The sequence below is a fragment of the Pseudomonas sp. Kh14 genome (assembly GCF_900291005.1).
Classification (GTDB): domain Bacteria; phylum Pseudomonadota; class Gammaproteobacteria; order Pseudomonadales; family Pseudomonadaceae; genus Aquipseudomonas; species Aquipseudomonas alloputida.
Map to the genome: position 1 here is coordinate 1 of NZ_OLKJ01000015.1, position 26,044 is coordinate 26,044.

Here is a 26,044-nt window from a genome sequence, read left to right on the forward strand (position 1 = left end):
GTTCGATCAGCCAGAGCAACTTCCTCGGTACCGGTAACAAGGTATCCATCGGCCTGACCCGTTCGGAATACCAGACCCGTTACAACTTCGGCTTCGTTGATCCCTACTTCACCGCCGATGGCGTCAGCCTGGGCTACAACGCCTTCTACCGCAGCACCGATTACGACGACCTCGACGTCGACGTTGCCAGCTATGCGGTGGACAGCTACGGTGCCGGCGTCAGCCTGGGCTACCCGATCAGCGAAACCTCGCGCCTGACCTACGGCCTGAGCGTGCAGCAGGACAAGATCAAGACCGGCAAGTACACCGTTGACGAGATCTTCGACTTCCTCGAGCAGGAAGGTGACAACTTCCTGAACTTCAAGGCCTCGATCGGCTGGTCCGAGTCGACCCTGAACAAAGGCGTACTGGCCACCCGTGGTCACTCGCAAAGCCTGACCCTGGAGTCCACCGTTCCGGGCAGCGACCTGTCGTTCTTCAAGCTTGACTACCGTGGCCAGCTGTTCAAGCCGATCACCAGCGACTACACCCTGCGCCTGCATACCGAGCTGGGCTATGGTGATGGTTACGGTAGCACCTCCGGTCTGCCGTTCTACGAGAACTATTTCGCAGGTGGTTTCAACTCCGTCCGTGGCTTCAAGGACAGCAGCCTGGGCCCGCGTAGTACCCCGAGCATCGGCGAGGCCGCAGGTGGCAAGCCAGGCACCATCGCCGACCCGGATCAGGATCCGTTGCCGTTTGGTGGTAACGTGCTGGTACAAGGCGGTGCCGAGCTGCTGTTCCCGCTGCCGTTCGTCAAGGACCAGCGTTCACTGCGCACTTCCGTGTTCTGGGACGTGGGTAACGTGTTCGACACCAATTGCGGCAACAAACCTGATTGCGAGAAGGTCGGATTCTCGGGCATGGCCAGTTCGGTCGGCCTGGGCGTGACCTGGATTACCGCACTGGGCCCGCTGAGCTTCAGCCTGGCAATGCCGGTCAAGAAGCCGGACGATGCCGATACCCAGGTGTTCCAATTCTCTCTGGGCCAGACCTTCTAAGGTCGGCCCTTGCTTAATGACAACGGTTTATCCAGGAGTGCATCGTGCGTAAATTGGCTCAATTGGCCGTAGTGGCCGCGGCGCTGGTCGCCACCCCGGCTTTCGCCGAAATGAAGGTTGCCGTCCTGAACTACCAGATGGCCCTGCTCGAGTCGGATGCTGCCAAGAAGTATGCGGTTGATGCCGAGAAGAAATTCGGTCCGCAACTGACCAAGCTGAAAAGCCTGGAAAGCAGTGCCAAGGGCATCCAGGACCGTCTGATCAAGGGCGGCGACAAGATGCAGCAGCAGGAGCGTGAGCGCTTGGAGCTCGAGTTCAAGCAAAAGGCCCGCGATTTCCAGTTCCAGTCCAAGGAACTGAACGAAGCCAAGGCCGTTGCTGATCGCGACATGCTCAAGCAACTGAAGCCGAAGCTGGATGGTGCTGTCGAGGAAGTGATCAAGAAGGGCGGCTACGACCTGGTCCTCGAGCGTGGTGCGGTCATCGATGTCAAACCTCAGTACGACATCACCCGCCAAGTCATCGAGCGCATGAACCAAGCCCGTTGATATGAGTGTGACCATGACGCTAGGCCAGCTGGCCGAGGTACTCGGAGCTACCCTAAAGGGGCCCGAGGCGCTGCAGATTACCGGGCTGGCCACCTTGCAAGAGGCTGGCCCGACGCAGTTGAGCTTCCTCGCCAACCCGCAGTACCGCAAGTACCTGGATAACAGCCAGGCCGGCGCGGTGCTGCTCAAGGCTGCGGATGCCGAAAGCTTTGCCGGCAATACCCTGATCGTGGCGGACCCGTACCTGGCTTACGCGCGGATTTCCCACCTGTTCGATCCCAAACCCAAGGCTGAGGCGGGAATACATCCCAGCGCCGTGGTGGCGGAAGATGCCCAGGTGGACGCCAGCGCCAGCATCGGGCCGTTCGCGGTCATCGAAAGTGGTGCGCGCATCGGCGCCAACGTCAGCATCGGCGCACACTGCTTCATCGGTGCCCGCTGTGTGGTCGGTGAAGGTGGTTGGCTGGCACCGCGGGTCACGCTGTATCACGACGTGACCATCGGTAAGCGTGTGGTCATCCAGTCGGGTGCCGTGATCGGCGGCGAGGGCTTCGGCTTTGCCAACGAGAAGGGCATCTGGCGCAAGATTGCACAGATCGGCGGCGTCACCATTGGTGATGACGTGGAGATCGGCGTCAATACTGCTGTTGACCGTGGCGCGCTGTCCGACACCCGGATCGGCGACGGGGTCAAGCTGGATAACCAGATCCAGATCGCTCACAACGTGCAGATCGGTGATCACACTGCCATGGCCGCTTGCGTCGGAATCTCCGGCAGCACGCGCATCGGCAAGCACTGCATGCTGGCCGGTGGTGTGGGGCTGGTTGGGCACATCGATATTTGCGATAACGTTTTCGTTTCCGGAATGACCATGGTTACCCGTTCGATCACTGAACCGGGTTCCTATTCTTCCGGCACTGCCATGCAGCCGCTGGCTGACTGGCGCAAGAGCGCCGCGCGTATCCGCCACCTGGACGACATGGCCAAGCGTCTCCAGCAGCTGGAAAAACGCGTCGATACCGTGACCTCAGGTGGCCTGCCGACATCAGAAGGCTGATACCATTCCCTGAGCAAGAGTGAACAGTCGCTAGCTGGCTCCTCTTTGGATTGCAAAAGGAGCGTGTGGTCAGCACCTGCGCTCCCTATTCTTATTACAGGCTTCCCCACCGAAATGATGGACATCAACGAGATTCGCGAATACCTGCCTCACCGCTACCCGTTCCTGCTGGTAGACCGTGTGACGGATCTGGACTTCGAGGCCCAGAGCATTCGTGCCTACAAGAATGTCAGCATCAATGAGCCGTTTTTCAATGGCCACTTCCCGGCACACCCGATCATGCCGGGTGTCCTGATCATCGAAGCCATGGCCCAGGCGGCCGGCATCCTTGGTTTCAAGATGCTCGATGCCAAGCCGGCCGATGGCACCCTGTACTACTTTGTCGGTTCCGACAAACTGCGTTTCCGTCAGCCGGTTCTGCCGGGTGACCAGCTTGTGCTGGAAGCCAAGTTCCTCAGCCGTAAAAGCATGATCTGGAAGTTCGAGTGCCGCGCCCTTGTCGATGGCAAGCCGGTCTGCTCGGCAGAAATCACCTGCGCGGAACGCTCCCTATGAATTCGATTGATCCTCGGGCCATTATCGATCCGTCGGCCAAGCTGGCCGACGGCGTCGAGGTCGGCCCTTGGTCGATCGTTGGCCCTGATGTAGAAATCGGGGAGGGCACCGTTATCGGCCCGCATGTTGTGCTCAAAGGCCCGACCCGCATCGGCAAGCACAACCGTATCTTTCAGTTTTCCTCGATCGGTGAAGACACCCCGGACCTTAAGTACAAGGGTGAGCCGACGCGCCTGGTGATCGGTGATCACAATGTGATTCGCGAAGGGGTGACCATCCACCGCGGTACTGTTCAGGACCGTGCGGAAACCACCGTGGGCGACCATAACCTGATCATGGCCTATGCCCACATTGGCCACGACAGCGTCATCGGCAACCACTGCATCCTGGTCAACAATACGGCGTTGGCAGGTCATGTACATGTGGGTGACTGGGCGATCCTGTCCGGTTACACCCTGGTGCACCAGTACTGCCATATTGGCGCCCACGCGTTTTCCGGCATGGGCACGGCCATTGGCAAGGACGTACCGGCCTTCGTTACCGTGTTCGGCAGCCCGGCCGAAGCCCGCAGCATGAACTTCGAGGGTATGCGCCGCCGCGGTTTCAGCGACGAGGTGATCCATGTGCTGCGTCGTTGCTACAAGATTGTCTACCGTCAGGGCCTGACCGTCGAAGACGCGCTCAAGGAGCTGGCCGAACCGGCCACGCAACACCCTGAGGTCGAGCTGTTCCGTCAGTCGATCCTGAGCTCCGCTCGCGGCATCACGCGCTGATATGGCTCAGCTTTGCGTAGCGCTGGTTGCGGGTGAGGCCAGTGGCGATATTCTTGGTTCAGGCTTGATGCGTGCCCTCAAGGCACGCCACCCCGACGTGCGTTTCATCGGGGTTGGCGGCCCCTTGATGGAGGCCGAGGGCCTGCAATCCTATTTCCCCATGGAACGCCTGGCCGTCATGGGGCTGGTCGAGGTACTGGGGCGTCTGCGCGAGCTGCTCAAGCGCCGCAAGCTGCTGATCCAGACCCTGATCGAAGAAAAGCCCGACGTATTCATCGGCATCGACGCCCCTGACTTCACCCTCAACATCGAGCTGAAGCTGCGCCAGGCCGGGATCAAGACCGTGCACTATGTCAGCCCGTCAGTGTGGGCCTGGCGGCAGAAGCGCGTGCTGAAGATCCGCGAAGGCTGCGACCTGATGCTCACGCTGCTGCCGTTCGAGGCGCGGTTCTACGAAGAGCAGGGTGTGCCAGTGCGTTTTGTCGGCCACCCGCTGGCAGACACCATCCCGCTTGAAGCCGACCGCCCGGCCGCGCGCGTCGCGCTGGGCCTGGGCGAGGGGCCGGTGGTGGCGTTGATGCCGGGCAGCCGGGGTGGCGAAGTAGGGCGCCTGGGCGCGCTGTTCCTCGACGCCGCCGAGCGCCTCTGCCAACAAGTGCCCGGTGTGCGCTTCGTGTTGCCCTGCGCCAACGCCACGCGGCGCGCCCAGATCGAACAGATGCTTGAAGGGCGCCAACTGCCGCTGACCCTACTTGATGGCCAGTCGCACCAAGCCCTGGCGGCCTGTGACGCGGTGCTGATCGCCTCGGGTACCGCCACCCTTGAGGCGCTGCTGTACAAGCGGCCGATGGTGGTGGCGTACCGCCTGGCGCCCTTGACCTTCTGGATTCTCAAGCGCCTGGTGAAAAGCCCTTACGTGTCATTGCCGAACCTGCTGGCCCAGCGAGAGCTGGTGCCCGAGTTGCTGCAGGACGACGCTACCAGCGAAGCGCTGGCCAACACCCTGGCGCCGCTGGTGCGCGATGGAAGCCAGCAGACCGAACGTTTCGACGAAATTCACCGCACCCTGCGCCGTGACGCCTCCAATCAGGCGGCCGAGGCGGTACTGGCCCTGCTCAAGGACCGCTGACATGCAAATTGGACTGGACTTCAACCTGGTAGAAGACCTGGTCGCCGGCGTTGACGAAGTGGGCCGTGGCCCCCTGTGCGGCGCGGTGGTAACGGCGGCAGTGATTCTTGATCCCGCGCGGCCGATTCTCGGTCTGAACGATTCGAAGAAACTCACCGAAGCCAGGCGTGAGGCGCTGTTCGACGAGATCTGCGAAAAGGCCTTGAGCTTCTGCATCGCCCGCGCCGAAGTCGAGGAAATCGACAGCCTGAACATCCTGCAGGCCACCATGCTGGCCATGCAGCGGGCAGTGGAGGGCTTGCACATTACGCCGAAACTGGCCCTGATCGATGGCAATCGCTGCCCGAAGCTGGCGGTGCCGGCGGCACCGGTGGTCAAGGGGGATAGCCAGGTGCCGGCCATTGCGGCGGCATCGATCCTGGCCAAGGTGACCCGTGATCGGGAGATGAGTGCGTTCGAACTGATCTACCCGGGTTATGGCATTGGCGGGCACAAGGGCTACCCGACCCCGGTGCATCTGGAGGCGTTGGCGCGCCTTGGGCCTACGCCCATTCATCGGCGCTCCTTCGCCCCGGTGCGGGCGGCCTGGGAAGCGCGCGAAGGCGTCACCGATTCCCTGATCTGACCATTGGGGCCGCTTTGCGGCCCTTCGCGGGCACGCCCGCTCCCACAGGATTCTTCGGTCTGAGCAGCGGGGCCGTACCTGTGGGAGCGGGCGTGCCCGCGAAGGGCTGCAAAGCAGCCCCAAAAAAAGCCCCTAGTTAGGCTACAATCCCGCCCTTGTCGTTAAGCTCTGCTACAGGATCTTCCATGTCGGTTCCCTTCGTTCACCTGCGCGTCCACTCCGAATTCTCGCTGGTCGACGGCCTGGTGCGGATCAAACCGCTGGCCAAGGCGCTGACCGGGATGAACATGCCGGCGGTCGCGATCACCGATCAGAGCAACATGTGCTCGCTGGTGAAGTTCTACAAGACTGCCATGGGCGCCGGCATCAAACCGATCTGCGGTGCCGACCTGTGGCTGGCCGGTGCCGACCCGGATGCCCCGCTGTCGCGCATCTGCTTCCTGGCCATGGACCCCAAGGGCTATCGCAACCTCACCGAACTGATCTCGCGCGGCTGGACCGATGGCCAGCGCAATGGCCTGGTCATCCTCCAGCGTGAATGGATCGCCCCTGCCAGCGAGGGCCTGATTGCCCTGTCCGCGGGTAAGGAGGGCGACATTGGCATGGCGCTGCTGGCGGGTCGGCAAGACGAAGCCGAAGCGCTTCTTCAGGACTGGATGGGCATGTTCCCCGAGCGCTTCTACGTTGAAGTGCAGCGCACCAATCGCGCACGCGACGAAGAATACGTGCACGCGGCGGTGGCATTGGCCGACAAGCTTGGCGCCCCGCTGGTGGCTACCAACGACGTACGTTTCATCAAGCAGGCGGACTTTGACGCCCACGAAACCCGCGTCTGTATCGGCGAGGGCTGGACCCTCGATGACCCGCGCCGTCCGCGTTGCTACAGCGACCAACAGTACCTGAAGTCGGCCGAGGAAATGGCCGAGCTCTTCAGTGACCTGCCCGACGCCATTGCCAACACCGTCGAAATTGCCAAGCGCTGCAACATCCAGGTGCAGCTGGGCAAGTACTTCCTGCCTGACTTCCCCACGCCCAACGGCATGGGCATCGACGACTACCTGAGGCATGTGGCCCACGAAGGCCTGGAAGAGCGCCTGGCCGTACTGTGGCCGAAAGAGACCACGCCCAATTACGAAGAAAAGCGTCAGGTTTACCTGGACCGCCTGAAGTTCGAGCTGGACATCATCATCCAGATGGGCTTCCCCGGTTACTTCCTGATTGTTATGGACTTCATCAAGTGGGCCAAGAACAACGATGTACCGGTTGGCCCGGGCCGCGGTTCGGGTGCTGGTTCGCTGGTGGCCTATGTACTGAAGATCACCGATCTCGACCCGCTGGCCTACGACCTGCTGTTCGAGCGCTTCCTCAACCCTGAACGTGTTTCCATGCCCGACTTCGACGTCGACTTCTGCATGGACGGCCGTGACCGGGTGATCGACTACGTGGCCGAGGCCTACGGCCGTAATGCGGTGAGCCAGATCATCACCTTCGGTACCATGGCCGCCAAGGCGGTGGTGCGTGACGTGGCGCGGGTGCAAGGCAAATCCTATGGCCTGGCCGACCGCCTGTCGAAGATGATCCCCTTCGAAGTGGGCATGACCCTGGAGAAGGCCTACGAGCAGGAAGAAATCCTGCGTGACTTCCTCAAGGGCGATGAAGACGCCCGTGAAATCTGGGACATGGCCCTGAAGCTGGAGGGTGTGACCCGGGGTACCGGCAAGCACGCCGGTGGTGTGGTTATCGCACCGACCAAACTCACCGACTTTTCGCCGATCGCCTGTGATGAAGAGGGCGGTGGCCTGGTAACCCAGTTCGACAAGGATGACGTCGAGGCCGCCGGCCTGGTGAAGTTCGACTTCCTCGGCCTGCGTACCTTGACCATCATCAAGTGGGCGATGGAGATCATCAATCGCGAGCAGGCCAAGAAGAACCTGCCCGACCTCAACATCGACTTCATCCCGCTGGACGACCGCAAGACTTACGAGCTGCTGCAGAAGGCCGAAACCACGGCGGTGTTCCAGCTTGAATCGCGTGGCATGAAGGAGCTGATCAAGAAGCTCAAACCCGACTGCCTGGAAGACCTGATCGCACTGGTTGCGCTGTTCCGCCCGGGCCCGCTGCAATCGGGCATGGTGGACGACTTCATCAACCGCAAGCACGGCCGCGCCGAGCTGGCCTACCCGCACTCCGACTACCAGTACGAAGGCCTCAAGCCGGTGCTGGCGCCAACCTACGGCATCATCCTGTACCAGGAACAGGTGATGCAGATCGCCCAGGTGATGGCGGGTTACACCCTGGGTGGCGCCGACATGCTGCGCCGGGCCATGGGTAAGAAAAAGCCCGAGGAAATGGCCAAGCAGCGCGGTGGTTTCATCGAAGGTTGCGTAGCCAACAATATCGATGCGGACCTCGCCGGTAACATCTTCGACCTGGTAGAGAAGTTCGCGGGCTACGGCTTCAACAAATCCCACTCCGCCGCCTATGGCCTGGTGTCGTACCAGACCGCCTGGCTGAAAACCCACTACCCGGCGCCGTTCATGGCCGCGGTCCTGTCGGCGGATATGCACAACACCGACAAGGTGGTGGTGCTGGTGGAGGAGGTGCGCAGCATGAAGCTGCGCCTCGACGCGCCGGACGTGAACTTCTCGGACTTCAAGTTCACCGTCAACAACGACGGCCGTATCGTCTACGGCCTTGGCGCCATCAAGGGTGTCGGCGAAGGCCCGGTGGAGGCGATTGTCGAGGCGCGTGCCCAAGGCGGTCCGTTCAAGGACCTGTTCGATTTCTGTGAACGCATCGACCTCAAGCGGGTCAACAAGCGTACCCTTGATGCGCTGGTGCGCAGTGGCGCGCTGGACCGCCTTGGCCCGCACTTCCATGACGAGATCAAGGCCTACCACGCCAACATCGACATCAACCGGGCAACCTTGCTGTCGGCGCTGGGCGAGGCCATCAAGGCCGCCGAGCAGGCTGCGCATACCGCTGACAGTGGTCATGTCGACCTGTTCGGCAGCATGTTCGACGCGGCAGATATCGACGTCTATGCCAACCATCGCAAGGTGCGCGAGCTCACCCTCAAAGAGCGTCTGAAGGGGGAGAAAGACACCCTTGGCCTGTACCTCACCGGCCACCCGATCGACGAGTACGAGACCGAGATCCGCCGCTTCGCCCGTCAGCGCATCGTCGATCTCAAGCCGTCGCGCGAAACCCAGACCATCGCGGGCATGATCATTGCCCTGCGGGTGATGAAGAACAAGAAGGGCGACAAGATGGGCTTCGTCACCCTGGATGACCGTTCCGGGCGAATCGAGGCATCGCTGTTTGCCGATGCCTTCATGGCGGCACAGTCCTTGCTGCAGACCGATGCCATGGTGGTGGTGGAAGGCGAAGTCAGCAATGACGACTTCTCCGGGGGCTTGCGCCTTCGGGTGAAGCAGGTGATGACCATGGAAGACGCACGCACCAAGCTGGCCGAGAGCCTGCGCCTGAAGGTGGCGCACGACGCACTGAAGGGCGACCGGCTGAAGTGGCTGGGCGAGCTGATCACCCGCCATCGCGGTGCTTGCCCGATCACGCTGGAGTACACCGGCAGTGACGCCAAGGCCATGCTGCAGTTTGGCGAGCAGTGGGCGATCGACCCGGCCGATGGGCTGATTCAGGCGCTGCGTGACCAGTTCGGGCGTGAGAACGTCTTCCTGCAATATCGTTGAACCGACAAAAATTTAATCTCGACCTGAATGCGCCTGATCCCTTAAGGTATGGCGCCAAACGGATCAACCGGCCGGCCGCCTGGCCGTAGACCCAAGACGGATGACTATGAACCCGAATTTCCTCGACTTCGAACAGCCGATTGCCGACCTGCAAGCCAAGATCGAAGGCCTGCGCCTGGTGGGCAACGACAACTCGCTGAACATCAGCGATGAAATTGCCCGTCTGCAAGACAAGAGCAACACCCTGACCGAAAGCATCTTCGGCAACCTGACCAGCTGGCAGATCGCCCGCCTGGCCCGTCACCCGCGTCGTCCTTACACCCTGGACTACCTGGAGCACATCTTCACCGAGTTCGAAGAGCTGCACGGGGACCGTCACTTCTCTGACGACGCCGCCATCGTGGGTGGTACTGCGCGCCTGGACGGCAAGCCGGTCATGGTCATTGGCCACCAGAAGGGCCGTGAAGTGCGCGAGAAAGTGCGTCGCAACTTCGGCATGCCGCGCCCGGAAGGCTACCGCAAGGCCTGTCGCCTGATGGAAATGGCCGAACGCTTCAAGATGCCGATCCTGACCTTCATCGACACGCCGGGCGCCTACCCGGGCATCGACGCCGAAGAGCGCAACCAGAGTGAAGCCATCGCCTGGAACCTGCGGGTCATGGCACGCCTGAAAACCCCGATCATCGCTACCGTGATTGGTGAGGGTGGTTCCGGTGGTGCACTGGCCATTGGCGTGTGCGACCAACTGAACATGCTGCAGTACTCCACCTACTCGGTGATCTCGCCGGAAGGCTGTGCTTCGATTCTGTGGAAAACTGCCGATAAAGCAGCAGATGCGGCCGAGGCCATGGGCATCACCGCCGAGCGTCTGAAGAGCCTGAACATTGTCGACAAGGTCATCCAGGAGCCGCTGGGCGGCGCCCACCGTGATCCGGCCAAGATGTCCGAAAGCATCCGTGCCGATCTGGTGCAGCAGCTGGACATGCTCGGCAAGTTCGACAACGATGCGCTGCTGGCCCGTCGTTACGAGCGCCTGATGAGCTACGGCCTCTGATTCTGATTTGCCCCGGGGCCGTTTTACGGCCCTTGTGATTGATGGCACCGGCTTCGCCGGTGTTCGCGGGTAAACCCGCTCCTACAGGTATTGCGCTGCCCTTGAGGCTTGCGCCGTACGTGTGGGAGCGGGCATGCCCGCGAATGCTTTCTGGAATCGAGCGAGGGCTAGATGATCAACCTCACTCCTTGGCTCAACGCCCCCACCTGGCACGTCGCCTTCTCCGGCGGCCTCGATTCCACCGTCCTCCTGCACCTGCTGGCCGAATACGCCCGCAACCACGCATCCCCCCCGCTGCGCGCCATCCATATCCACCACGGCCTGCAAGCTGCTGCCGACGCCTGGCCCGCCCACTGCCAAGCCATCTGCGACAATTTCGACGTTGAACTCCAGGTCATCCACGTCCAGATCTCCCCAGGCGCCAGCCTGGAACAGGCGGCCCGAGATGCGCGCTATGCCGCCTTCAGGCAAGTGCTCGGCCCGGGCGATATCCTGTTCACCGGCCAGCACCGCGACGACCAGGCCGAGACCCTGCTGTTCCGCCTGTTGCGCGGCGCCGGCCTGCGTGGCCTGGCGGCAATGCCGGGGCAGCGGACGCTGGGGCAGGGCCGCCTGGTCAGGCCGTTGCTGGCCTGTTCCCGGCAACATTTGCAGGATTATGCCCAAGCCCAAGGGCTGACCTGGATCGAAGACCCGTCAAACCTCGACATACAATTCGCCCGCAACTACCTGCGCGGCGAGGTGATGCCGCACTTGCAGCAACGTTGGCCACAGGCCAGCCAGAACTTCGCCCGTGCAGCAGAGCATCTGGGCGAGGCGCTGAGTTTGCTGGACGAATTGGCCCAAGAGGATCTGGCGCTTGCGGGCAAGGGGGCGCCCATCGCCTGGCCGGGGCTGGATTCCCTCGACCTGGCCGCCCTGCTGGCGTTATCGCCGGCCCGTCAGCGCAATGCCTTGCAGTACTGGCTGAGCCAGCGCACCCGTTTGCCCGATACCCGGCACTGGGCCGGCTGGGCAGACCTGCGCGATGCCGCTGCCGATGCCCGGCCAGTCTGGCGGCTTGCCGATGGACGGTTGGTGCGTAGCCACGGGCGCATCTGGTGGCTGAGCGGTGATTGGCTACAGCAACCGGCTGGCTCGCTGGCCTGGCCCGACCCTGATGGGCCGTTGCGGTTGCCCGGCAATGGTTGCGTGCGTCTTGTTGGCGCAGCCGTGCCGAGCGGGTTGCGCATTGCCTACCGTCAGGGTGGTGAAATGCTGGCGGTTCCCGGCCGTGGCCGGCGGGACCTCAAGCGCCTGCTCAACGAACAGCAGGTGCCGCATTTCCTGCGCTCGCGCCTGCCGTTGCTGTATCACGGCGAACGCCTGCTGGCGGTGGCCAACCTGCCCGGGCTGGTGCAGGCGGATTGCCAACTGCACTGGCAGTTACCGACGAACGCGCAAGGTTTGAGCTGAAGGGTACATTCCGGTAGACTACCCTCCCTTCTTGATACAACTTCTGTGGGTTCCGCGAAAACACAGGAGTTGCCGATTACCAAGCAGTTTTTTGCCGAGCTGATTCTGGAAATGACGAGCGAACGCCATGCCGGGTATACCCTGGCTGTACAGACGCGGCAGTTTTTCGAGATGCACTGTGATTGACGCAGGTGATCGGGGGCTTCGGCCTTCCTTCGCTTTCTCCGGCGGCGCTGGCCGCCTTAACGCAGACTTCTAGGGTTTTTCATGACGCGCTACATATTCGTCACGGGCGGTGTTGTTTCTTCATTGGGGAAAGGCATTGCCTCGGCTTCCCTGGCGGCCATCCTGGAAGCGCGGGGCCTGAAGGTCACCATGCTCAAGCTGGATCCGTACATCAACGTCGACCCGGGCACCATGAGCCCGTTCCAGCACGGTGAAGTGTTCGTCACCCACGATGGCGCCGAGACCGACCTCGACCTGGGGCACTACGAGCGGTTCATCCGCACCACCATGACCCAGAACAACAACTTCACCACCGGCCGTATCTACGAGCACGTGCTTCGCAAAGAGCGTCGTGGTGATTATCTGGGCGCGACCATCCAGGTCATCCCGCACATCACCGACGAAATCAAGCGTCGCATCATCAAGGGTGCCGGCGATGCCGACGTGGCCCTGGTGGAGATCGGCGGTACCGTGGGTGATATCGAGTCGCAGCCGTTCCTCGAGGCGATTCGCCAGCTGCGTGTCGAAGTGGGCTCCAAGCGGGCCATGCTGATGCACCTGACCCTGGTCCCGTACATCGCCACCGCTGGCGAAACCAAGACCAAGCCGACCCAGCACTCGGTCAAGGAGCTGCGCTCCATCGGCCTGCAGCCTGACGTGCTGATCTGCCGCTCCGACCACCCGGTCGATGCTTCGTCGCGTCGCAAGATCGCGCTGTTCACCAACGTTGAAGAGCGTGCGGTGATTTCGCTGGAAGACGTCGACACCATCTACAAGATCCCGGGCGTACTGCACGCGCAGGGCCTGGACGACTTCGTCGTCGAGCGCTTCGGCCTGCAGTGCAATGGCGCCGACCTGTCCGAGTGGGACAAGGTAGTCGATGCCAAGCTCAACCCGGAGCACGAAGTGACCATCGCGATGGTCGGCAAGTACATGGAGCTGCTGGATGCGTACAAATCGCTGATCGAAGCGATGAGCCACGCCGGCATCACCAACCGGACCAAGGTCAACCTGCGCTACATCGATTCGGAAGACATCGAGAACCAGGGCACCAGCCTGCTCGAAGGCGCCGATGCCATCCTGGTACCGGGCGGTTTCGGCCTGCGCGGTGTGGAAGGCAAGATCACCGCGGTGCAATACGCCCGTGAGAACAAGGTGCCGTACCTGGGTATCTGCCTGGGCATGCAGGTGGCCGTCATCGAATTCGCCCGTAATGTGATGGGCTGGAAAGACGCCAACTCCACCGAGTTCGACCGTAACAGCGGCCACCCAGTGGTCGGCCTGATCACCGAGTGGGCCGATGCCACCGGTGCCGTCGAGACCCGCGACGAGGCTTCCGACCTGGGCGGCACCATGCGCCTGGGCGCACAGGACTGCCAGCTGGCTGCCGGTTCCAAGGTGCACGACTGCTACGGCAAGGACGTGATCACCGAGCGTCACCGTCACCGCTACGAAGTGAACAACAACCTGCTGCCACAACTGGTGGACGCTGGTCTGGTGGTTTCCGGCCGTTCCGAAGACGGCGCGCTGGTGGAAGTGGTCGAGTCCAAGGACCACCCATGGTTCGTCGCCTGCCAGTTCCACCCGGAGTTCACCTCCACCCCGCGTGACGGCCACCCGCTGTTCAGTGGTTTCGTCAAGGCAGCCCTGGCCCAGAAGAACAAGGCCTGATCGATGACCCAGAAGATCATTCGCGTCGGTAACATCGAGATCGCCAACGACAAGCCGTTCGTCCTGTTCGGCGGCATGAACGTTCTGGAATCCCGTGACCTGGCGATGAAGGTCTGCGAAGAGTACGTGCGGGTTACCGAGAAGCTCGGTATCCCGTACGTGTTCAAGGCCAGCTTCGACAAGGCCAACCGTTCGTCGGTAACGTCCTACCGTGGCCCTGGCATGGAAGAGGGGCTGAAGATCTTCGAAGAGATCAAGCGCACCTTCAACGTGCCGGTGATCACCGACGTGCACGAGCCTTACCAGGCCGAGCCCGTCGCCAAGGTATGCGACATCATCCAGCTGCCGGCTTTCCTGTCGCGGCAGACTGATCTGGTGGTGGCCATGGCCAAGACCGGCGTGGTGATCAACATCAAGAAGGCTCAGTTCCTCGCACCTCAGGAAATGAAACACATCCTGGCCAAGTGCGAAGAGGCCGGTAACGACCAGTTGATACTCTGCGAACGTGGTTCGAGCTTCGGCTACAACAACCTGGTGGTCGACATGCTGGGCTTCGGCATCATGAAGCAGTTCGAGTACCCGGTGTTCTTCGACGTGACCCACGCCCTGCAGATGCCGGGTGGCCGCGCCGATTCCGCCGGCGGTCGTCGGGCTCAGGTCACTGACCTGGCCAAGGCCGGCATGAGTCAGGGCCTGGCCGGGCTTTTCCTCGAAGCCCACCCCGACCCGGACAACGCCAAGTGCGACGGCCCATGCGCCCTGCGCCTGGATAAACTGGAGCCGTTCCTGGTCCAGCTCAAGCAATTGGACGACCTGGTGAAAAGTTTTCCGACGGTAGAAACCGCGTAAAGCTCATTTCTCGGGTAAAGTACCGCCCGATCCGCCCCTGACCAGTCGGTCAGGGGCTCCCTTCATCAGGCCTGCCCAAAGCAAGTTCGCCCGGTGAACGGCAAGAATTTCCTAAGCTAAGTTGTTTTCGTCAAATTCTGGAGTGCTTACAACAATGGCAAAAATCGTCGACATCAAAGGTCGTGAAGTTCTCGATTCGCGTGGCAACCCCACTGTGGAAGCCGATGTACTGCTCGACAACGGCATCATCGGCAGCGCTTGCGCGCCGTCCGGTGCTTCTACCGGCTCGCGCGAAGCGCTGGAGCTGCGTGATGGCGACAAGAGCCGTTACCTGGGCAAGGGCGTGCTGAAGGCTGTCGCCAACATCAACGGTCCGATCCGTGACCTGCTGCTGGGCAAGGATCCTTCCGACCAGAAGGCTCTGGACCGCGCCATGATCGAACTGGACGGTACCGAGAACAAGGCCAAGCTGGGCGCCAACGCCATCCTGGCTGTTTCCCTGGCTGCCGCCAAAGCTGCTGCACAGGACCAGGACCTGCCGCTGTACGCGCACATCGCCAACCTGAACGGCACCCCGGGCCAGTACTCGATGCCGGTTCCGATGATGAACATCATCAACGGTGGCGAGCACGCCGACAACAACGTCGACATCCAGGAGTTCATGGTTCAGCCAGTTGGCGCCAAGACCTTCTCTGACGGCCTGCGCATGGGTACCGAAATCTTCCACCACCTCAAGGCTGTACTGAAGGCCCGTGGCCTGAACACCGCCGTAGGTGATGAAGGTGGTTTCGCCCCTAACCTGGCATCCAACGAAGACGCCCTGGGCGCCATCGCTGAAGCTGTCGAAAAAGCCGGCTACAAGCTGGGCACCGACGTGACCCTGGCCCTGGACTGCGCGGCTTCCGAATTCTACGAAGACGGCAAGTACAACCTGTCCGGCGAAGGCAAGTCGTTCGACGCCGAAGGCTTCGCCGACTACCTGAAAGGCCTGACCGAGCGTTTCCCGATCATTTCGATCGAAGACGGCCTGGACGAGTCCGACTGGGCTGGCTGGAAAATCCTCACTGACAAGATCGGTGAAAAAGTCCAGCTGGTCGGTGACGACCTGTTCGTGACCAACACCAAGATCCTCAAGGAAGGCATCGAGAAGGGCATCGGTAACTCGATCCTGATCAAGTTCAACCAGATCGGCTCGCTGACCGAAACCCTGGAAGCCATCCAGATGGCCAAGGCTGCTGGTTACACTGCAGTGATCTCGCACCGTTCCGGTGAAACCGAAGACTCGACCATTGCCGACCTGGCTGTGGGTACTGCTGCTGGCCAGATCAAGACGGGCTCGCTGTGCCGTTCCGACCGCGTTTCCAAGTACAACCAGCTGCTGCGCATCGAAGAGCAACTGGGCGCCAAAGCGGTTTACCGCGGTCGTGCCGAGTTTCGCGGCTAAGCAAGAGATGGTAAAAAGGCAGCAGCCGGAGTTGTAGGAACGTTCGTACTGAACTTTCCTACGTACTAACGGGTTTCTGTCGACGAAGCCTGGCCTCGGCCAGGCTTCGTGCTATTCGAGGCCCCGAAGTAAAAAGTACGCGGCAGCCTTTTTAACCTGGATAACGTGATGCGCAGTCCCTATTGGTTGTTCCTCGTTCTGCTCTTGCTGTTGGGTGGCCTGCAGTACCGCCTGTGGGTGGGTAACGGCAGCCTTGCGCAAGTGACCGAATTGAAGCAGCAGATTGCCGATCAGCATGCCGAAAACGAGCGCTTGCTCGAGCGTAATCGTGTGCTCGATGCTGAAGTGCTAGAGCTGAAAAAAGGCATGGAGACCGTTGAAGAGCGGGCCCGCCATGAATTGGGGATGGTCAAAGAGGGCGAAACCCTCTTCCAGTTGCCACAGAAATGATCGATACCTTGCCGGCCTTCTGGGCCGTGATTCCTGCTGCGGGTGTAGGTGCCCGCATGGCTGCCGACCGCCCCAAGCAATACTTGGAGCTGGCTGGGCAGACCCTTCTCGAGCACAGCCTCGACTGTTTTCTTGGCCACCCTGCGCTCAAGGGCGTGGTGGTCAGCATTGCCGAAGACGACCCGTACTGGCCTGGCCTGCGCTGCGCCAGCGACCCCCGCATCCAGTGCGCGGCGGGCGGGCGTGAACGCGCTGACTCGGTGCTTAACGCCTTGCTGGTGCTGCATGCCCAGGGTGCGGGGGACAGCGACTGGGTGCTGGTGCACGATGCTGCGCGGCCGAACCTGGCGCGCAGCGATCTGGACAAACTGTTGTCGGAGCTGGCGAACGACCCGGTGGGTGGCCTGCTGGCGGTGCCGGCGCGCGACACCCTCAAGCGTGCCGACAGCCATGGCCGAGTGAGTGCTACCGTGGACCGCAGCACGATCTGGCAGGCGTACACACCGCAGATGTTCCGCCTTGGAGCGTTGCACCGGGCGCTGGCTGAGTGCCTGGTGTCGGATGTGGTGGTGACCGATGAAGCCTCGGCCATCGAATGGTCCGGTCAGGCGCCGCGGCTGGTGGAAGGGCGCAGTGACAACATAAAGGTGACCCGGCCCGAAGATCTCGAATGGTTGCGCCAGCGCTGGGCGGGTAAACGCTGAGCGTTCTCCTGGGCCGGCCTCTTCGCGGGTAAACCCGCTCCTACACGGTGGTAGACACACACCGGTGGTTGGACACAGGCCGTCGTAGGAGCGGGTTCACCCGCGAAGAGGCCAGTACCTGCAGCACATCCCGTCAGCCGAAACGATATTCCGGCAACCCTGCCAACCCCTCCTTCAGGTAATCCACCAGCCGCCGTACCTTCGGCGACAGGTGCCTCTGCTGCGGATACAGCGCCCATACCGCCGTATTCGGCGGTTGGTGCGCCTCCAGCAGCGACACCAGTGAACCACTGTTCAGGTGTTCCAGCACGTAGTAATCCGGCAACTGGCACAACCCGATCCCTTGCAGCGCCGCATCCAGCACTGCCTGGCCACTGTTGCAGCGCCAGTTACCCTGTACCCGCTGGCTGATCTCACGGCCATCCTGCTGTAGTGCCCACAAGTCCGAACTCCCCACCAGGCAATTGTGCCGCGCCAGCTCCGACAGGCTGTGTGGCCGGCCATAGCGCTCAAGATAGGCCGGCGAGGCGCACAGGTACATGCGCCTTGGCGCCAGGCGGGTAGCCACCAAGCGAGAGTCGGCCAGGCGGCCCAGGCGGATGGCCAGGTCCATGCCTTCATGCAGCAGGTCGAGGGTGTGGTTGCTCAGCTCCACATCCACGCGCAGCTGCGGGTACAGCGCCATGAATCGCGTCACCAGCGGCACGATGAAGCGCTCGCCGTAGGCCACAGCGCACGTCATGCGCAGCAAGCCCTTGGGTTCGCTGGCCAGGTCGCCCATGGCGCGCAGCGCTTCCTCGCGGCCATCCTGCAAGCGTTGGCAATGCTGCAGGAAGGTCTGCCCGGCTTCGCTCAAGGTTACCCGGCGGGTACTGCGATACAGCAGGCGCGTTTGCAGGCGGTCCTCCAGCCGGGCGATCTGCCGGCTGATGTGCGATGAGGAAACCCCAAGGCGTTCGGCGGCGGCAGTGAACTGGCCCGATTCGGCCACGGCGACAAATTCGTCGATGCCTTCCCATCGGCTGCTCATCGATTATCCCTGTGTGGCAATAATGTTTTGTCTTTGGCCTGATTATTCATCAAAAGGCGCTGAATTACACTGCAAGACTGAATCGATCCACTGTCTGGAGACCTTTGATGATCAAGTCCCGTGCTGCCGTAGCCTTCGAAGCCAAGAAACCCCTGGAAATCGTCGAAGTCGACGTGGCCATGCCAAAGGCCGGTGAAGTGCTGCTGCGCGTGGTCGCCAGCGGTGTCTGCCACACCGATGCCTATACCCTGTCCGGTGCTGACCCGGAAGGTATCTTCCCGTCGATCCTCGGCCACGAGGGCGGTGCCATCGTCGAAGCGGTAGGCGAGGGGGTGACCTCGCTCGCCGTGGGTGACCACGTCATCCCGCTGTACACCCCGGAATGCGGCAAGTGCAAGTTCTGCCTCTCGGGCAAGACCAACCTGTGCCAGGCCATCCGCGCCACCCAGGGCAAGGGCCTGATGCCGGACGGCACCACGCGCTTCTCGTACAAGGGCCAGCAGCTGTTCCACTACATGGGCACCTCGACGTTCTCCGAATACACCGTGCTGCCGGAAATTTCCGTGGCCAAGATCCAGAAAGAAGCACCACTGGAAAAGGTCTGCCTGCTGGGCTGCGGCGTCACCACCGGTATCGGCGCGGTGCTCAACACTGCCAAGGTCAAGCCGGGTGATACCGTGGCCATCTTCGGCCTCGGTGGCATTGGCCTGTCGGCCGTGATCGGTGCGGTCAAGGCCAAGGCCTCGCGTATCATCGCCATCGACATCAACCCGGCCAAGTTCGAAATCGCCCGCCAATTGGGTGCTACCGATTGCGTCAACCCGAAAGACTACGATCGCCCGATCCAGGAAGTGATCGTCGACCTCACCGATGGTGGCGTGGACTTCTCCTTCGAGTGCATCGGCAACGTTCAACTGATGCGCGCCGCCCTGGAATGCTGCCACAAGGGCTGGGGTGAGTCGGTCATCATCGGTGTGGCCGGTGCCGGCCAGGAAATTTCCACGCGTCCGTTCCAGCTGGTTACCGGTCGGGTTTGGCGTGGTTCGGCGTTCGGCGGCGTACGTGGCCGCAGCGAGCTGCCGAGCTACGTGGAAATGTCCGAGAAAGGCGAGATCCCGCTGGACACCTTCATCACCCACACGATGGGTCTGGAAGACATCAACAAGGCCTTCGACCTGATGCATGAAGGCAAGAGCATCCGCAGCGTGATCCACTTCTGAGGTCTGCCATGAGCCTGGATAACATCTCCTGCCAGAAGAGCTTCGGCGGCTGGCACAAGCGTTACCGGCATCATTCCAAGGTGCTGGGTTGCGATATGGTGTTCGCTGTGTACCTGCCACCGCAGGCCGAGCAGGGCGAAAAGCTGCCGGTGCTTTACTGGCTCAGCGGCCTCACCTGCACCGACGAGAACTTCATGCAGAAGGCCGGCGCCCAGCGTCTGGCCGCCGAGCTGGGGCTGATCATCGTTGCCCCTGATACCAGCCCGCGCGGCGAGCAGGTGCCGGGCGATCCGGACGGCGCCTGGGACTTCGGCCTGGGTGCTGGCTTCTACCTCAACGCCACCCAGCAACCCTGGGCCCAGCACTACCGCATGCACGACTACGTGGTGGAGGAGTTGCCAGCCCTGATCGAGGCACACTTCCCGGCGTCGGGCGAGCGCAGCATCAGCGGCCACTCCATGGGTGGGCATGGCGCGCTGGTGTGCGCCTTGCGCAATCCGGGGCGCTACCGCTCGGTGTCGGCATTCTCGCCGATCAGCAATCCGATGGATTGTCCGTGGGGCGAGAAGGCCTTCAGCCGCTACCTGGGTGAAGACCGTGGACGCTGGCGTGAGTGGGATGCCAGCGTGCTGCTGGCCGAAACCCCTGCTGGCCAATGCCCGCCGTTGCTGGTGGACCAGGGCGACCGTGACGACTTCCTCGAGAAGCAACTCAAGCCTGAAGCGCTGGAACAGGCGGCACGCAAAGGAGGCCATGAAATGACCCTGCGTATGCAGCCGGGTTATGACCATAGCTACTACTTCATTGCCAGCTTCATCGAGGAACACCTGCGCCATCATGCGGTGGCACTGGGGCGGGTTTAACGCCTCCTGTGGGAGCGGGCGTGCCCGCGAAGGGCTGCACAGCAGCCCCAATCCCACAAATCCCCTGCAAAGCAGGTAGAATCACGCCCTGACTCATTCAGGGCGTTTTCTTATGCGTATTGGCCACGGCTACGATGTGCACCGTTTCTGTGACGGTGATTTCATTACCCTGGGCGGGGTGCGTATCCCCCACAAATACGGCCTGCTGGCCCACTCCGACGGTGACGTGCTGCTGCACGCCCTGAGCGATGCCTTGCTTGGCGCTGCGGCGCTGGGCGACATCGGCAAGCACTTCCCTGACACTGACCCGCAGTTCAAGGGTGCTGACAGCCGCGCGCTGCTGCGCCATGTGGTCGCCATCGTCAATGCCAAGGGCTGGAAGGTCGGCAACGTTGACGCCACCATCGTCGCCCAGGCACCGAAAATGGCCCCACACATCGAAACCATGCGCCAGCTGATTGCCGAAGACCTGCAGGTCGAGCTCGACCAGGTCAATGTCAAGGCCACCACCACGGAGAAGCTGGGCTTTACCGGCCGCGAGGAGGGCATTGCCGTGCATTCAGTCGCCCTGCTGCTACCAGCATGACCGAACTTGAACTGCTGGGCCCGCGCGCATCGGGCGAACCGCTGGGCACCGCCGTCCTCAAAGCGGTTGCCGAAGACTTTCAGGTTGACGAAGTCCTGGATATACCGCTATCGGGCCAAGGCGAGCACCTGTGGCTGTGGGTCGAGAAGCGTGATCTGAACACTGAAGAAGCCGCCCGGCGCCTTGCCCGCGCCGCTGGCGTGCCGGTGCGCAGCATCAGCTACGCCGGCCTGAAGGATCGCCAGGCGCTGACCCGCCAGTGGTTCAGCCTGCACCTGCCGGGCAAGGCCGACCCGGATCTGTCGCGTGCCGAGGATGCCAGCCTGCGTGTGCTCAAACAGGTGCGTCACCAGCGCAAACTGCAGCGCGGCGCGCATTCGGCCAACGGGTTCACCTTGCGCCTGACCGCCCTGGCTGCCGATCACCAGGCGGTGGATGCCCGCCTGGAGCAGCTCAGGCAGCAAGGTGTGCCCAACTATTTCGGCACCCAGCGCTTCGGGCACGGGGGTGGCAACGTCCATGACGCCCTCGATTGGGCCGCGCGCAAGGCTTTGCCTGAACAGCGCAACGTGCGTTCGCGGCTGCTTTCGGCCGGGCGCAGCTACCTGTTCAATCAGTTGCTGGCTGCGCGTGTGGCTGACGGTAGCTGGGCCCGAGCCCAGGTCGGCGACCTGCTGGCGTTCACCGACAGCCGCAGTTTCTTCCCGGCGGGTGAGGCGGAATGTGCCGACCCGCGCCTGGCGATTCTCGACTTGCATCCAACCGGCCCGATGTGGGGGGAGGGCGCTTCACCTGCTGGCGCTGCGCCTGCGCAGCTGGAAAACGCTATCGGCGCACGTCAGCCGGCACTTTGCCAGTGGCTGGCCCAGGCGGGCATGGATCACGAACGGCGAATTCTGCGGCTCCCTATTGGCGGCCTGACGTGGCATTATCCCGAGCCTGATATCCTGCAACTGGAATTCGTCCTGCCGGCCGGATGCTTCGCCACCGTGGTGGTGCGTGAAGTCGTGGATCTGGTGTCGGCAGGGCAGACGGACAGCCCATGCGTATTCTGATTTCGAATGACGACGGTGTTACCGCACCTGGCATCGCCGCGCTGCACGCTGCGCTGGCGGATTATGCCGAGTGCGCGGTGATCGCCCCGGATCAAGACAAGAGCGGCGCCAGCAGTTCGCTGACGCTGGACCGGCCACTGCATCCGCAGACCTTGGCCAATGGCTTCATCAGCCTCAACGGCACGCCGACCGACTGCGTGCACCTGGGGCTCAATGGGCTGTTGCCGCAGATGCCGGACATGGTCGTGTCGGGGATCAACCTCGGTGCCAACCTGGGCGATGACGTGCTGTATTCGGGAACGGTCGCTGCGGCGCTGGAAGGCCGCTTCCTCGGCGGTACCTCGCTGGCGTTCTCGCTGTTGTCGCGCCAGCCGGACAACCTGCCGACTGCGGCCTATATTGCCCGTCGTCTGGTCGAGGCACAGTCGCGCCTGGTATTGCCGCCACGCACCGTACTCAACGTCAATATTCCTAACTTGCCGCTGGAGCACATCCGTGGCATCCAGCTCACCCGTCTCGGTCACCGGGCGCGGGCGGCGGCGCCCACCAAGGTGGTCAACCCGCGTGGCAAGGAAGGCTACTGGATTGCCGTGGCCGGTGATGCCGAGGACGGCGGCCCGGGCACCGACTTCCACGCGGTGATGCAAGGCTACGTATCGATTACCCCGTTGCAGCTCGACCGCACCTTCAATGATGCCTTCGAGCAGCTCGATGGATGGCTGGAGGGCCTGCTCTGATGCGCGAGGACGATATGCTGCGGCGTGGCATCGGCATGACCTCTCAGCGTACCCGGGAGCGGCTGATCCAGCGCTTGTGCGAAGAGGGGGTTTCGAACACCAAGGTGCTAGACGTGATCCGTCGTACGCCGCGCCACCTGTTCGTCGACGAGGCACTGGCGCATCGGGCTTACGAAGACACCGCGCTGCCGATCGGCCACAACCAGACCATCTCCCAGCCGTTCATGGTTGCTCACATGAGCGAGTTGTTGCTCGAGGCCGGGCCGCTGGACAAGGTGCTGGAGATTGGCACCGGTTCGGGCTACCAGACGGCGATCCTGGCCCAGCTGGTCGAGCGGGTGTTTTCGGTAGAGCGCATCAAAGTACTGCAGGACCGGGCCAAAGAGCGCTTGGTGGAGCTTAACCTGCGCAACGTGGTTTTCCGCTGGGGTGACGGTTGTGAGGGGTGGCCGGCGCTTGCGCCGTACAACGGCATCATCGTTACCGCCGTGGCGCCGGAAGTGCCACAGGCACTGCTCGATCAACTGGCACCCGGTGGGCGCATGGTCATCCCGGTAGGGCCGGCCGGCGAAGCGCAGCAACTGATGCTGATCGTGCGCGAAGAGCATGGATTCTCCCGTCGCGTACTGGGGGCTGTGCGTTTCGTGCCGCTGCTCAACGGTCCCCTGGCCTGAGGCCTGTTGATCTGAGCTGTGCGGGCATGAGGCGCGGTGTATTTTTGTGCCGGTGGCGAATTCTTGTCACTTCGCCCTGTCTATCAGGCGGTGCGAAGCGCTAACGCACAGCGTGCACCGGGGTTTTTTGCCCGTCTTTCGTACCCGTCTGCCATTACCGGCTGGCTTGGTTATAATTGCAACAATATTGCATTTCTTGTCTTCATATCGATTTTCGGCACCATGAGGGGAGCGCGGGTGGGTCACACAGTCATTCGGCAGCGCAAGGACGGGTCGGTTTTCAAGCTTCTGGTGATTGCATTGGCCATTGGCACGCTTCTGGTGGGTTGCTCAAGCACCAGCAGCAACAGCGCGCGGGTGGTCGACCGCAACAACACCGTGCCCAAGCGCCCGGCGGTGACTTCTGGGCAATACATCGTCAAGCCAGGCGACACCCTGTTCTCCATCGCCTTCCGTTATGGCTGGGACTACAAGGAGCTGGCTGCACGCAACGGCATTCAGGCGCCTTATACCATCCGCCCGGGCCAAGCGATTCGTTTCAGCAGCGGTTCCAGCAGCCGCACCACGGTGGTGTCCAGCCCGTCCTCGTCAAGCCGCACCACGGTCACGCGGCGGCCTGTGGGCAGCACTGCCACGGCGCCTGCCAGCACCAGCAAACCGGCCACGGCGGCGCCTTCCGCCCCTGCCCCTGTGGTCGCTACCGTACCAGCTGCAGAGCGCGCGGTAGGTGGTTGGACCTGGCCTGCCAACGGTGTACTGATTGGAAAATTCGCTTCAAACGGTAGTTTGAATAAAGGCATTGATATCGCCGGTGATTTGGGACAGCCTGTTTTTGCTGCGTCTGATGGTGCGGTGGTTTATGCCGGGAGTGGTTTGAGGGGCTACGGCGAGCTGATCATCATCAAGCACAGCGACACCTACGTCAGTGCCTACGGTCATAACCGCAGGCTGTTGGTTCGGGAGGGGCAGCAGGTCAAGGCAGGGCAGTCGATTGCTGAAATGGGGTCTACGGGCACAGATCGGGTGAAGCTGCATTTCGAGATTCGCCGCCAGGGCAAACCCGTCGATCCACTCCAGTTCCTGCCACGTCGTTGACCGTTGTACCCAGCCTGTTCCTGTGATGTAGTGGGGACAGGCTCAAGCGCTGCCAGGGAGAAAGGTGCCGCTCGAGTCTGAGTTCGAACTCAGCAAAGGATTATAACAATGGCTCTCAGTAAAGAAGTGCCGGAGTTTGACATCGACGATGACGTCCTCCTGATGGAGACGGGTATCGTTTTGGAAACGGATGTGGTGTCAGACGAACCTGCTGTATCTTCGGTTCGGACGAGGGCCAAATCGGGCTCTTCGCTCAAGCAACACAAGTACATCGATTACAGCAGGGCGCTCGATGCCACCCAGCTGTACCTCAACGAGATTGGTTTCTCGCCGCTGCTTTCGCCGGAAGAAGAAGTGCATTTTGCGCGCTTGTCGCAAAAGGGTGACCCTGCCGGCCGCAAGCGCATGATCGAAAGCAACCTGCGCCTGGTTGTCAAAATTGCCCGTCGATACGTGAACCGTGGCCTGTCGTTGCTCGACCTGATCGAGGAGGGCAACCTGGGGCTGATCCGTGCGGTCGAAAAGTTCGACCCGGAGCGTGGTTTCCGTTTTTCGACCTATGCGACCTGGTGGATTCGCCAGACCATCGAACGGGCGATCATGAACCAGACCCGCACCATTCGCCTGCCGATCCACGTGGTCAAGGAACTGAACGTATACCTGCGCGCCGCGCGCGAGCTGACGCAGAAACTCGACCACGAGCCCTCGCCGGAAGAAATCGCCACCTTGCTGGAAAAGCCGGTCGCCGAGGTCAAGCGTATGCTCGGCCTGAACGAGCGGGTGTCTTCGGTAGACGTGTCGCTTGGCCCGGATTCGGACAAGACCCTGCTTGATACCCTGACCGACGACCGCCCGACCGACCCGTGCGAACTGCTGCAGGATGACGACCTGTCGCAGAGCATCGATCAGTGGCTGGGCGAGTTGACCGACAAGCAGCGTGAAGTGGTTGTACGCCGCTTTGGCCTTCGCGGCCATGAAAGCAGTACCCTGGAGGATGTTGGGCTGGAGATCGGCCTTACCCGTGAACGCGTGCGGCAAATCCAGGTGGAAGGGCTCAAGCGCTTGCGCGAGATCCTTGAAAAGAATGGTCTGTCCAGCGAGTCATTGTTCCAGTAGCTAGCGCTGTAACAAAAGACGCCCCGATGATCTCGGGGCGTTTTTGTTTGTGGCGAGAAGCCAGTTTCCCTTCAGATTGCCGGGGCGCATGGCGCCCAGACTCTGCCAGGCAAGGCACATATCAAATGTGTACCGCGCCACCCCAGTAACACCGCGTGTAAGCCTTTGCTTACTCGTTGTGTAAGCTTTCCATGCAACCTTCAGTAAATCAAAGTCGTTTCCAAAGGCTGCATTTTTACAACCCATTGAAAAGCATGGTTTATTCACCGGTGAATAAATGTGTCCGCGGAAATACCTTGCAAGGTCCATCGCTTGCTCGCCGGGCTGAACCCGCTAGTATTCGAACTGTGCACAGGGACATGCACAGGCTTTCAGGATG

At 61.9% G+C, this 26,044-nt stretch carries 24 protein-coding genes; 23 read left to right on the forward strand and 1 reads right to left on the reverse strand.

Annotation, left to right across the window (positions count from 1 at the left end; genetic code table 11):
- The 15 genes from bamA to ispD form a co-directional block, all read left to right on the forward strand.
- On the forward strand, positions 1-1,040 hold a 1,040-nt coding region (bamA, locus tag FQ668_RS07185), incomplete at its 5' end, for an outer membrane protein assembly factor BamA (RefSeq protein ID WP_144179951.1).
- Between the two features lie 44 nt (positions 1,041-1,084).
- A complete protein-coding gene (locus FQ668_RS07190; RefSeq protein ID WP_003252311.1) occupies positions 1,085-1,588 on the forward strand; it encodes an OmpH family outer membrane protein in 504 nt (167 codons plus the stop codon).
- A gap of 1 nt (position 1,589) precedes the next feature.
- Positions 1,590-2,645 carry a UDP-3-O-(3-hydroxymyristoyl)glucosamine N-acyltransferase gene (gene lpxD / locus FQ668_RS07195; RefSeq protein ID WP_014592137.1) on the forward strand — a complete coding sequence of 352 codons (1,056 nt, stop codon included), beginning with the start codon at positions 1,590-1,592 and terminating at the stop codon, positions 2,643-2,645.
- Positions 2,646-2,759: 114 nt separating this feature from the next.
- Positions 2,760-3,200, forward strand: coding sequence for a 3-hydroxyacyl-ACP dehydratase FabZ (fabZ, locus tag FQ668_RS07200; protein WP_003252314.1), 441 nt, complete (start codon positions 2,760-2,762; stop codon positions 3,198-3,200).
- Entirely contained in the window at positions 3,197-3,973 is a 777-nt protein-coding gene (gene lpxA / locus FQ668_RS07205; RefSeq protein WP_010952681.1) for an acyl-ACP--UDP-N-acetylglucosamine O-acyltransferase, read from the forward strand. Before fabZ ends, lpxA begins: the two co-directional genes overlap by 4 nt.
- A gap of 1 nt (position 3,974) precedes the next feature.
- Positions 3,975-5,102 (forward strand): lipid-A-disaccharide synthase, encoded by a 1,128-nt coding sequence (gene lpxB / locus FQ668_RS07210; protein WP_014754275.1) that lies wholly within the window; start codon positions 3,975-3,977, stop codon positions 5,100-5,102.
- Position 5,103: 1 nt separating this feature from the next.
- Positions 5,104-5,727, forward strand: coding sequence for a ribonuclease HII (gene rnhB, locus FQ668_RS07215; RefSeq protein WP_003252319.1), 624 nt, complete (start codon positions 5,104-5,106; stop codon positions 5,725-5,727).
- A 185-nt stretch (positions 5,728-5,912) separates the two neighbouring features.
- The gene (dnaE, locus tag FQ668_RS07220) at positions 5,913-9,437 is read left to right on the forward strand and encodes a DNA polymerase III subunit alpha (protein WP_014592135.1); all 3,525 of its coding nucleotides are present in this window, start codon (positions 5,913-5,915) and stop codon (positions 9,435-9,437) included.
- Between the two features lie 106 nt (positions 9,438-9,543).
- A complete protein-coding gene (locus FQ668_RS07225; protein ID WP_003252323.1) occupies positions 9,544-10,491 on the forward strand; it encodes an acetyl-CoA carboxylase carboxyltransferase subunit alpha in 948 nt (315 codons plus the stop codon).
- Positions 10,492-10,662: 171 nt separating this feature from the next.
- A complete protein-coding gene (gene tilS / locus FQ668_RS07235) occupies positions 10,663-11,946 on the forward strand; it encodes a tRNA lysidine(34) synthetase TilS (protein WP_019436656.1) in 1,284 nt (427 codons plus the stop codon).
- Positions 11,947-12,213: 267 nt separating this feature from the next.
- Positions 12,214-13,842 carry a CTP synthase gene (locus FQ668_RS07240; protein WP_012270851.1) on the forward strand — a complete coding sequence of 543 codons (1,629 nt, stop codon included), beginning with the start codon at positions 12,214-12,216 and terminating at the stop codon, positions 13,840-13,842.
- Positions 13,843-13,845: 3 nt separating this feature from the next.
- Entirely contained in the window at positions 13,846-14,691 is an 846-nt protein-coding gene (kdsA, locus tag FQ668_RS07245) for a 3-deoxy-8-phosphooctulonate synthase (RefSeq protein WP_010952685.1), read from the forward strand.
- Between the two features lie 154 nt (positions 14,692-14,845).
- A complete protein-coding gene (gene eno, locus FQ668_RS07250; RefSeq protein ID WP_003252333.1) occupies positions 14,846-16,135 on the forward strand; it encodes a phosphopyruvate hydratase in 1,290 nt (429 codons plus the stop codon).
- Between the two features lie 168 nt (positions 16,136-16,303).
- Positions 16,304-16,585 (forward strand): cell division protein FtsB, encoded by a 282-nt coding sequence (gene ftsB / locus FQ668_RS07255; RefSeq protein ID WP_004576849.1) that lies wholly within the window; start codon positions 16,304-16,306, stop codon positions 16,583-16,585.
- Positions 16,582-17,289: a 2-C-methyl-D-erythritol 4-phosphate cytidylyltransferase gene (gene ispD, locus FQ668_RS07260; RefSeq protein ID WP_014592133.1), complete on the forward strand. Its 708-nt coding sequence runs from the start codon at positions 16,582-16,584 to the stop codon at positions 17,287-17,289. Before ftsB ends, ispD begins: the two co-directional genes overlap by 4 nt.
- 133 nt (positions 17,290-17,422) lie before the next feature.
- Here the strand turns inward: ispD and FQ668_RS07265 are convergent, their stop codons facing one another.
- Positions 17,423-18,319: a LysR substrate-binding domain-containing protein gene (locus FQ668_RS07265; protein WP_014592132.1), complete on the reverse strand. Its 897-nt coding sequence runs from the start codon at positions 18,317-18,319 to the stop codon at positions 17,423-17,425.
- A gap of 107 nt (positions 18,320-18,426) precedes the next feature.
- On the opposite strand from FQ668_RS07265, the gene FQ668_RS07270 reads away from it, so the two are divergent.
- From FQ668_RS07270 to rpoS, 8 genes are all read left to right on the forward strand, one after another.
- Positions 18,427-19,539, forward strand: coding sequence for an S-(hydroxymethyl)glutathione dehydrogenase/class III alcohol dehydrogenase (locus FQ668_RS07270; RefSeq protein WP_014592131.1), 1,113 nt, complete (start codon positions 18,427-18,429; stop codon positions 19,537-19,539).
- Positions 19,540-19,547: 8 nt separating this feature from the next.
- A complete protein-coding gene (fghA, locus tag FQ668_RS07275) occupies positions 19,548-20,402 on the forward strand; it encodes an S-formylglutathione hydrolase (protein ID WP_014592130.1) in 855 nt (284 codons plus the stop codon).
- Positions 20,403-20,514: 112 nt separating this feature from the next.
- Entirely contained in the window at positions 20,515-20,988 is a 474-nt protein-coding gene (gene ispF, locus FQ668_RS07280) for a 2-C-methyl-D-erythritol 2,4-cyclodiphosphate synthase (RefSeq protein WP_014592129.1), read from the forward strand.
- Complete coding sequence (gene truD, locus FQ668_RS07285) at positions 20,985-22,043, forward strand: tRNA pseudouridine(13) synthase TruD (RefSeq protein WP_003252344.1); 1,059 nt, start codon at positions 20,985-20,987, stop codon at positions 22,041-22,043. Before ispF ends, truD begins: the two co-directional genes overlap by 4 nt.
- Positions 22,031-22,780 (forward strand): 5'/3'-nucleotidase SurE, encoded by a 750-nt coding sequence (gene surE / locus FQ668_RS07290; RefSeq protein WP_010952690.1) that lies wholly within the window; start codon positions 22,031-22,033, stop codon positions 22,778-22,780. Before truD ends, surE begins: the two co-directional genes overlap by 13 nt.
- Positions 22,781-22,815: 35 nt before the next feature.
- A complete protein-coding gene (locus FQ668_RS07295) occupies positions 22,816-23,454 on the forward strand; it encodes a protein-L-isoaspartate(D-aspartate) O-methyltransferase (protein ID WP_003252348.1) in 639 nt (212 codons plus the stop codon).
- A gap of 237 nt (positions 23,455-23,691) precedes the next feature.
- A complete protein-coding gene (locus FQ668_RS07300; protein ID WP_019436655.1) occupies positions 23,692-24,549 on the forward strand; it encodes a peptidoglycan DD-metalloendopeptidase family protein in 858 nt (285 codons plus the stop codon).
- Between the two features lie 108 nt (positions 24,550-24,657).
- Positions 24,658-25,665, forward strand: a complete 1,008-nt coding sequence (rpoS, locus tag FQ668_RS07305) for an RNA polymerase sigma factor RpoS (RefSeq protein ID WP_003252351.1) — start codon at positions 24,658-24,660, stop codon at positions 25,663-25,665.
- The last annotated feature ends 379 nt before the right edge of the window (positions 25,666-26,044 follow it).

Coding starts and splice junctions, on each gene's coding strand:
- dnaE (WP_014592135.1), top strand. CDS start 5,913: ATGTCGGTTCCCTTCGTTCACCTGCGCGTCCACTCCGAATTCTCGCTG.
- truD (WP_003252344.1), top strand. CDS start 20,985: ATGACCGAACTTGAACTGCTGGGCCCGCGCGCATCGGGCGAACCGCTG.
- surE (WP_010952690.1), top strand. CDS start 22,031: ATGCGTATTCTGATTTCGAATGACGACGGTGTTACCGCACCTGGCATC.
- lpxD (WP_014592137.1), top strand. CDS start 1,590: ATGAGTGTGACCATGACGCTAGGCCAGCTGGCCGAGGTACTCGGAGCT.
- ispF (WP_014592129.1), top strand. CDS start 20,515: ATGCGTATTGGCCACGGCTACGATGTGCACCGTTTCTGTGACGGTGAT.
- rnhB (WP_003252319.1), top strand. CDS start 5,104: ATGCAAATTGGACTGGACTTCAACCTGGTAGAAGACCTGGTCGCCGGC.
- FQ668_RS07295 (WP_003252348.1), top strand. CDS start 22,816: ATGACCTCTCAGCGTACCCGGGAGCGGCTGATCCAGCGCTTGTGCGAA.
- FQ668_RS07240 (WP_012270851.1), top strand. CDS start 12,214: ATGACGCGCTACATATTCGTCACGGGCGGTGTTGTTTCTTCATTGGGG.
- lpxA (WP_010952681.1), top strand. CDS start 3,197: ATGAATTCGATTGATCCTCGGGCCATTATCGATCCGTCGGCCAAGCTG.
- ftsB (WP_004576849.1), top strand. CDS start 16,304: ATGCGCAGTCCCTATTGGTTGTTCCTCGTTCTGCTCTTGCTGTTGGGT.
- eno (WP_003252333.1), top strand. CDS start 14,846: ATGGCAAAAATCGTCGACATCAAAGGTCGTGAAGTTCTCGATTCGCGT.
- FQ668_RS07270 (WP_014592131.1), top strand. CDS start 18,427: ATGATCAAGTCCCGTGCTGCCGTAGCCTTCGAAGCCAAGAAACCCCTG.
- kdsA (WP_010952685.1), top strand. CDS start 13,846: ATGACCCAGAAGATCATTCGCGTCGGTAACATCGAGATCGCCAACGAC.
- ispD (WP_014592133.1), top strand. CDS start 16,582: ATGATCGATACCTTGCCGGCCTTCTGGGCCGTGATTCCTGCTGCGGGT.
- rpoS (WP_003252351.1), top strand. CDS start 24,658: ATGGCTCTCAGTAAAGAAGTGCCGGAGTTTGACATCGACGATGACGTC.
- tilS (WP_019436656.1), top strand. CDS start 10,663: ATGATCAACCTCACTCCTTGGCTCAACGCCCCCACCTGGCACGTCGCC.
- fghA (WP_014592130.1), top strand. CDS start 19,548: ATGAGCCTGGATAACATCTCCTGCCAGAAGAGCTTCGGCGGCTGGCAC.
- fabZ (WP_003252314.1), top strand. CDS start 2,760: ATGATGGACATCAACGAGATTCGCGAATACCTGCCTCACCGCTACCCG.
- lpxB (WP_014754275.1), top strand. CDS start 3,975: ATGGCTCAGCTTTGCGTAGCGCTGGTTGCGGGTGAGGCCAGTGGCGAT.
- FQ668_RS07265 (WP_014592132.1), bottom strand. CDS start 18,319: ATGAGCAGCCGATGGGAAGGCATCGACGAATTTGTCGCCGTGGCCGAA.
- FQ668_RS07225 (WP_003252323.1), top strand. CDS start 9,544: ATGAACCCGAATTTCCTCGACTTCGAACAGCCGATTGCCGACCTGCAA.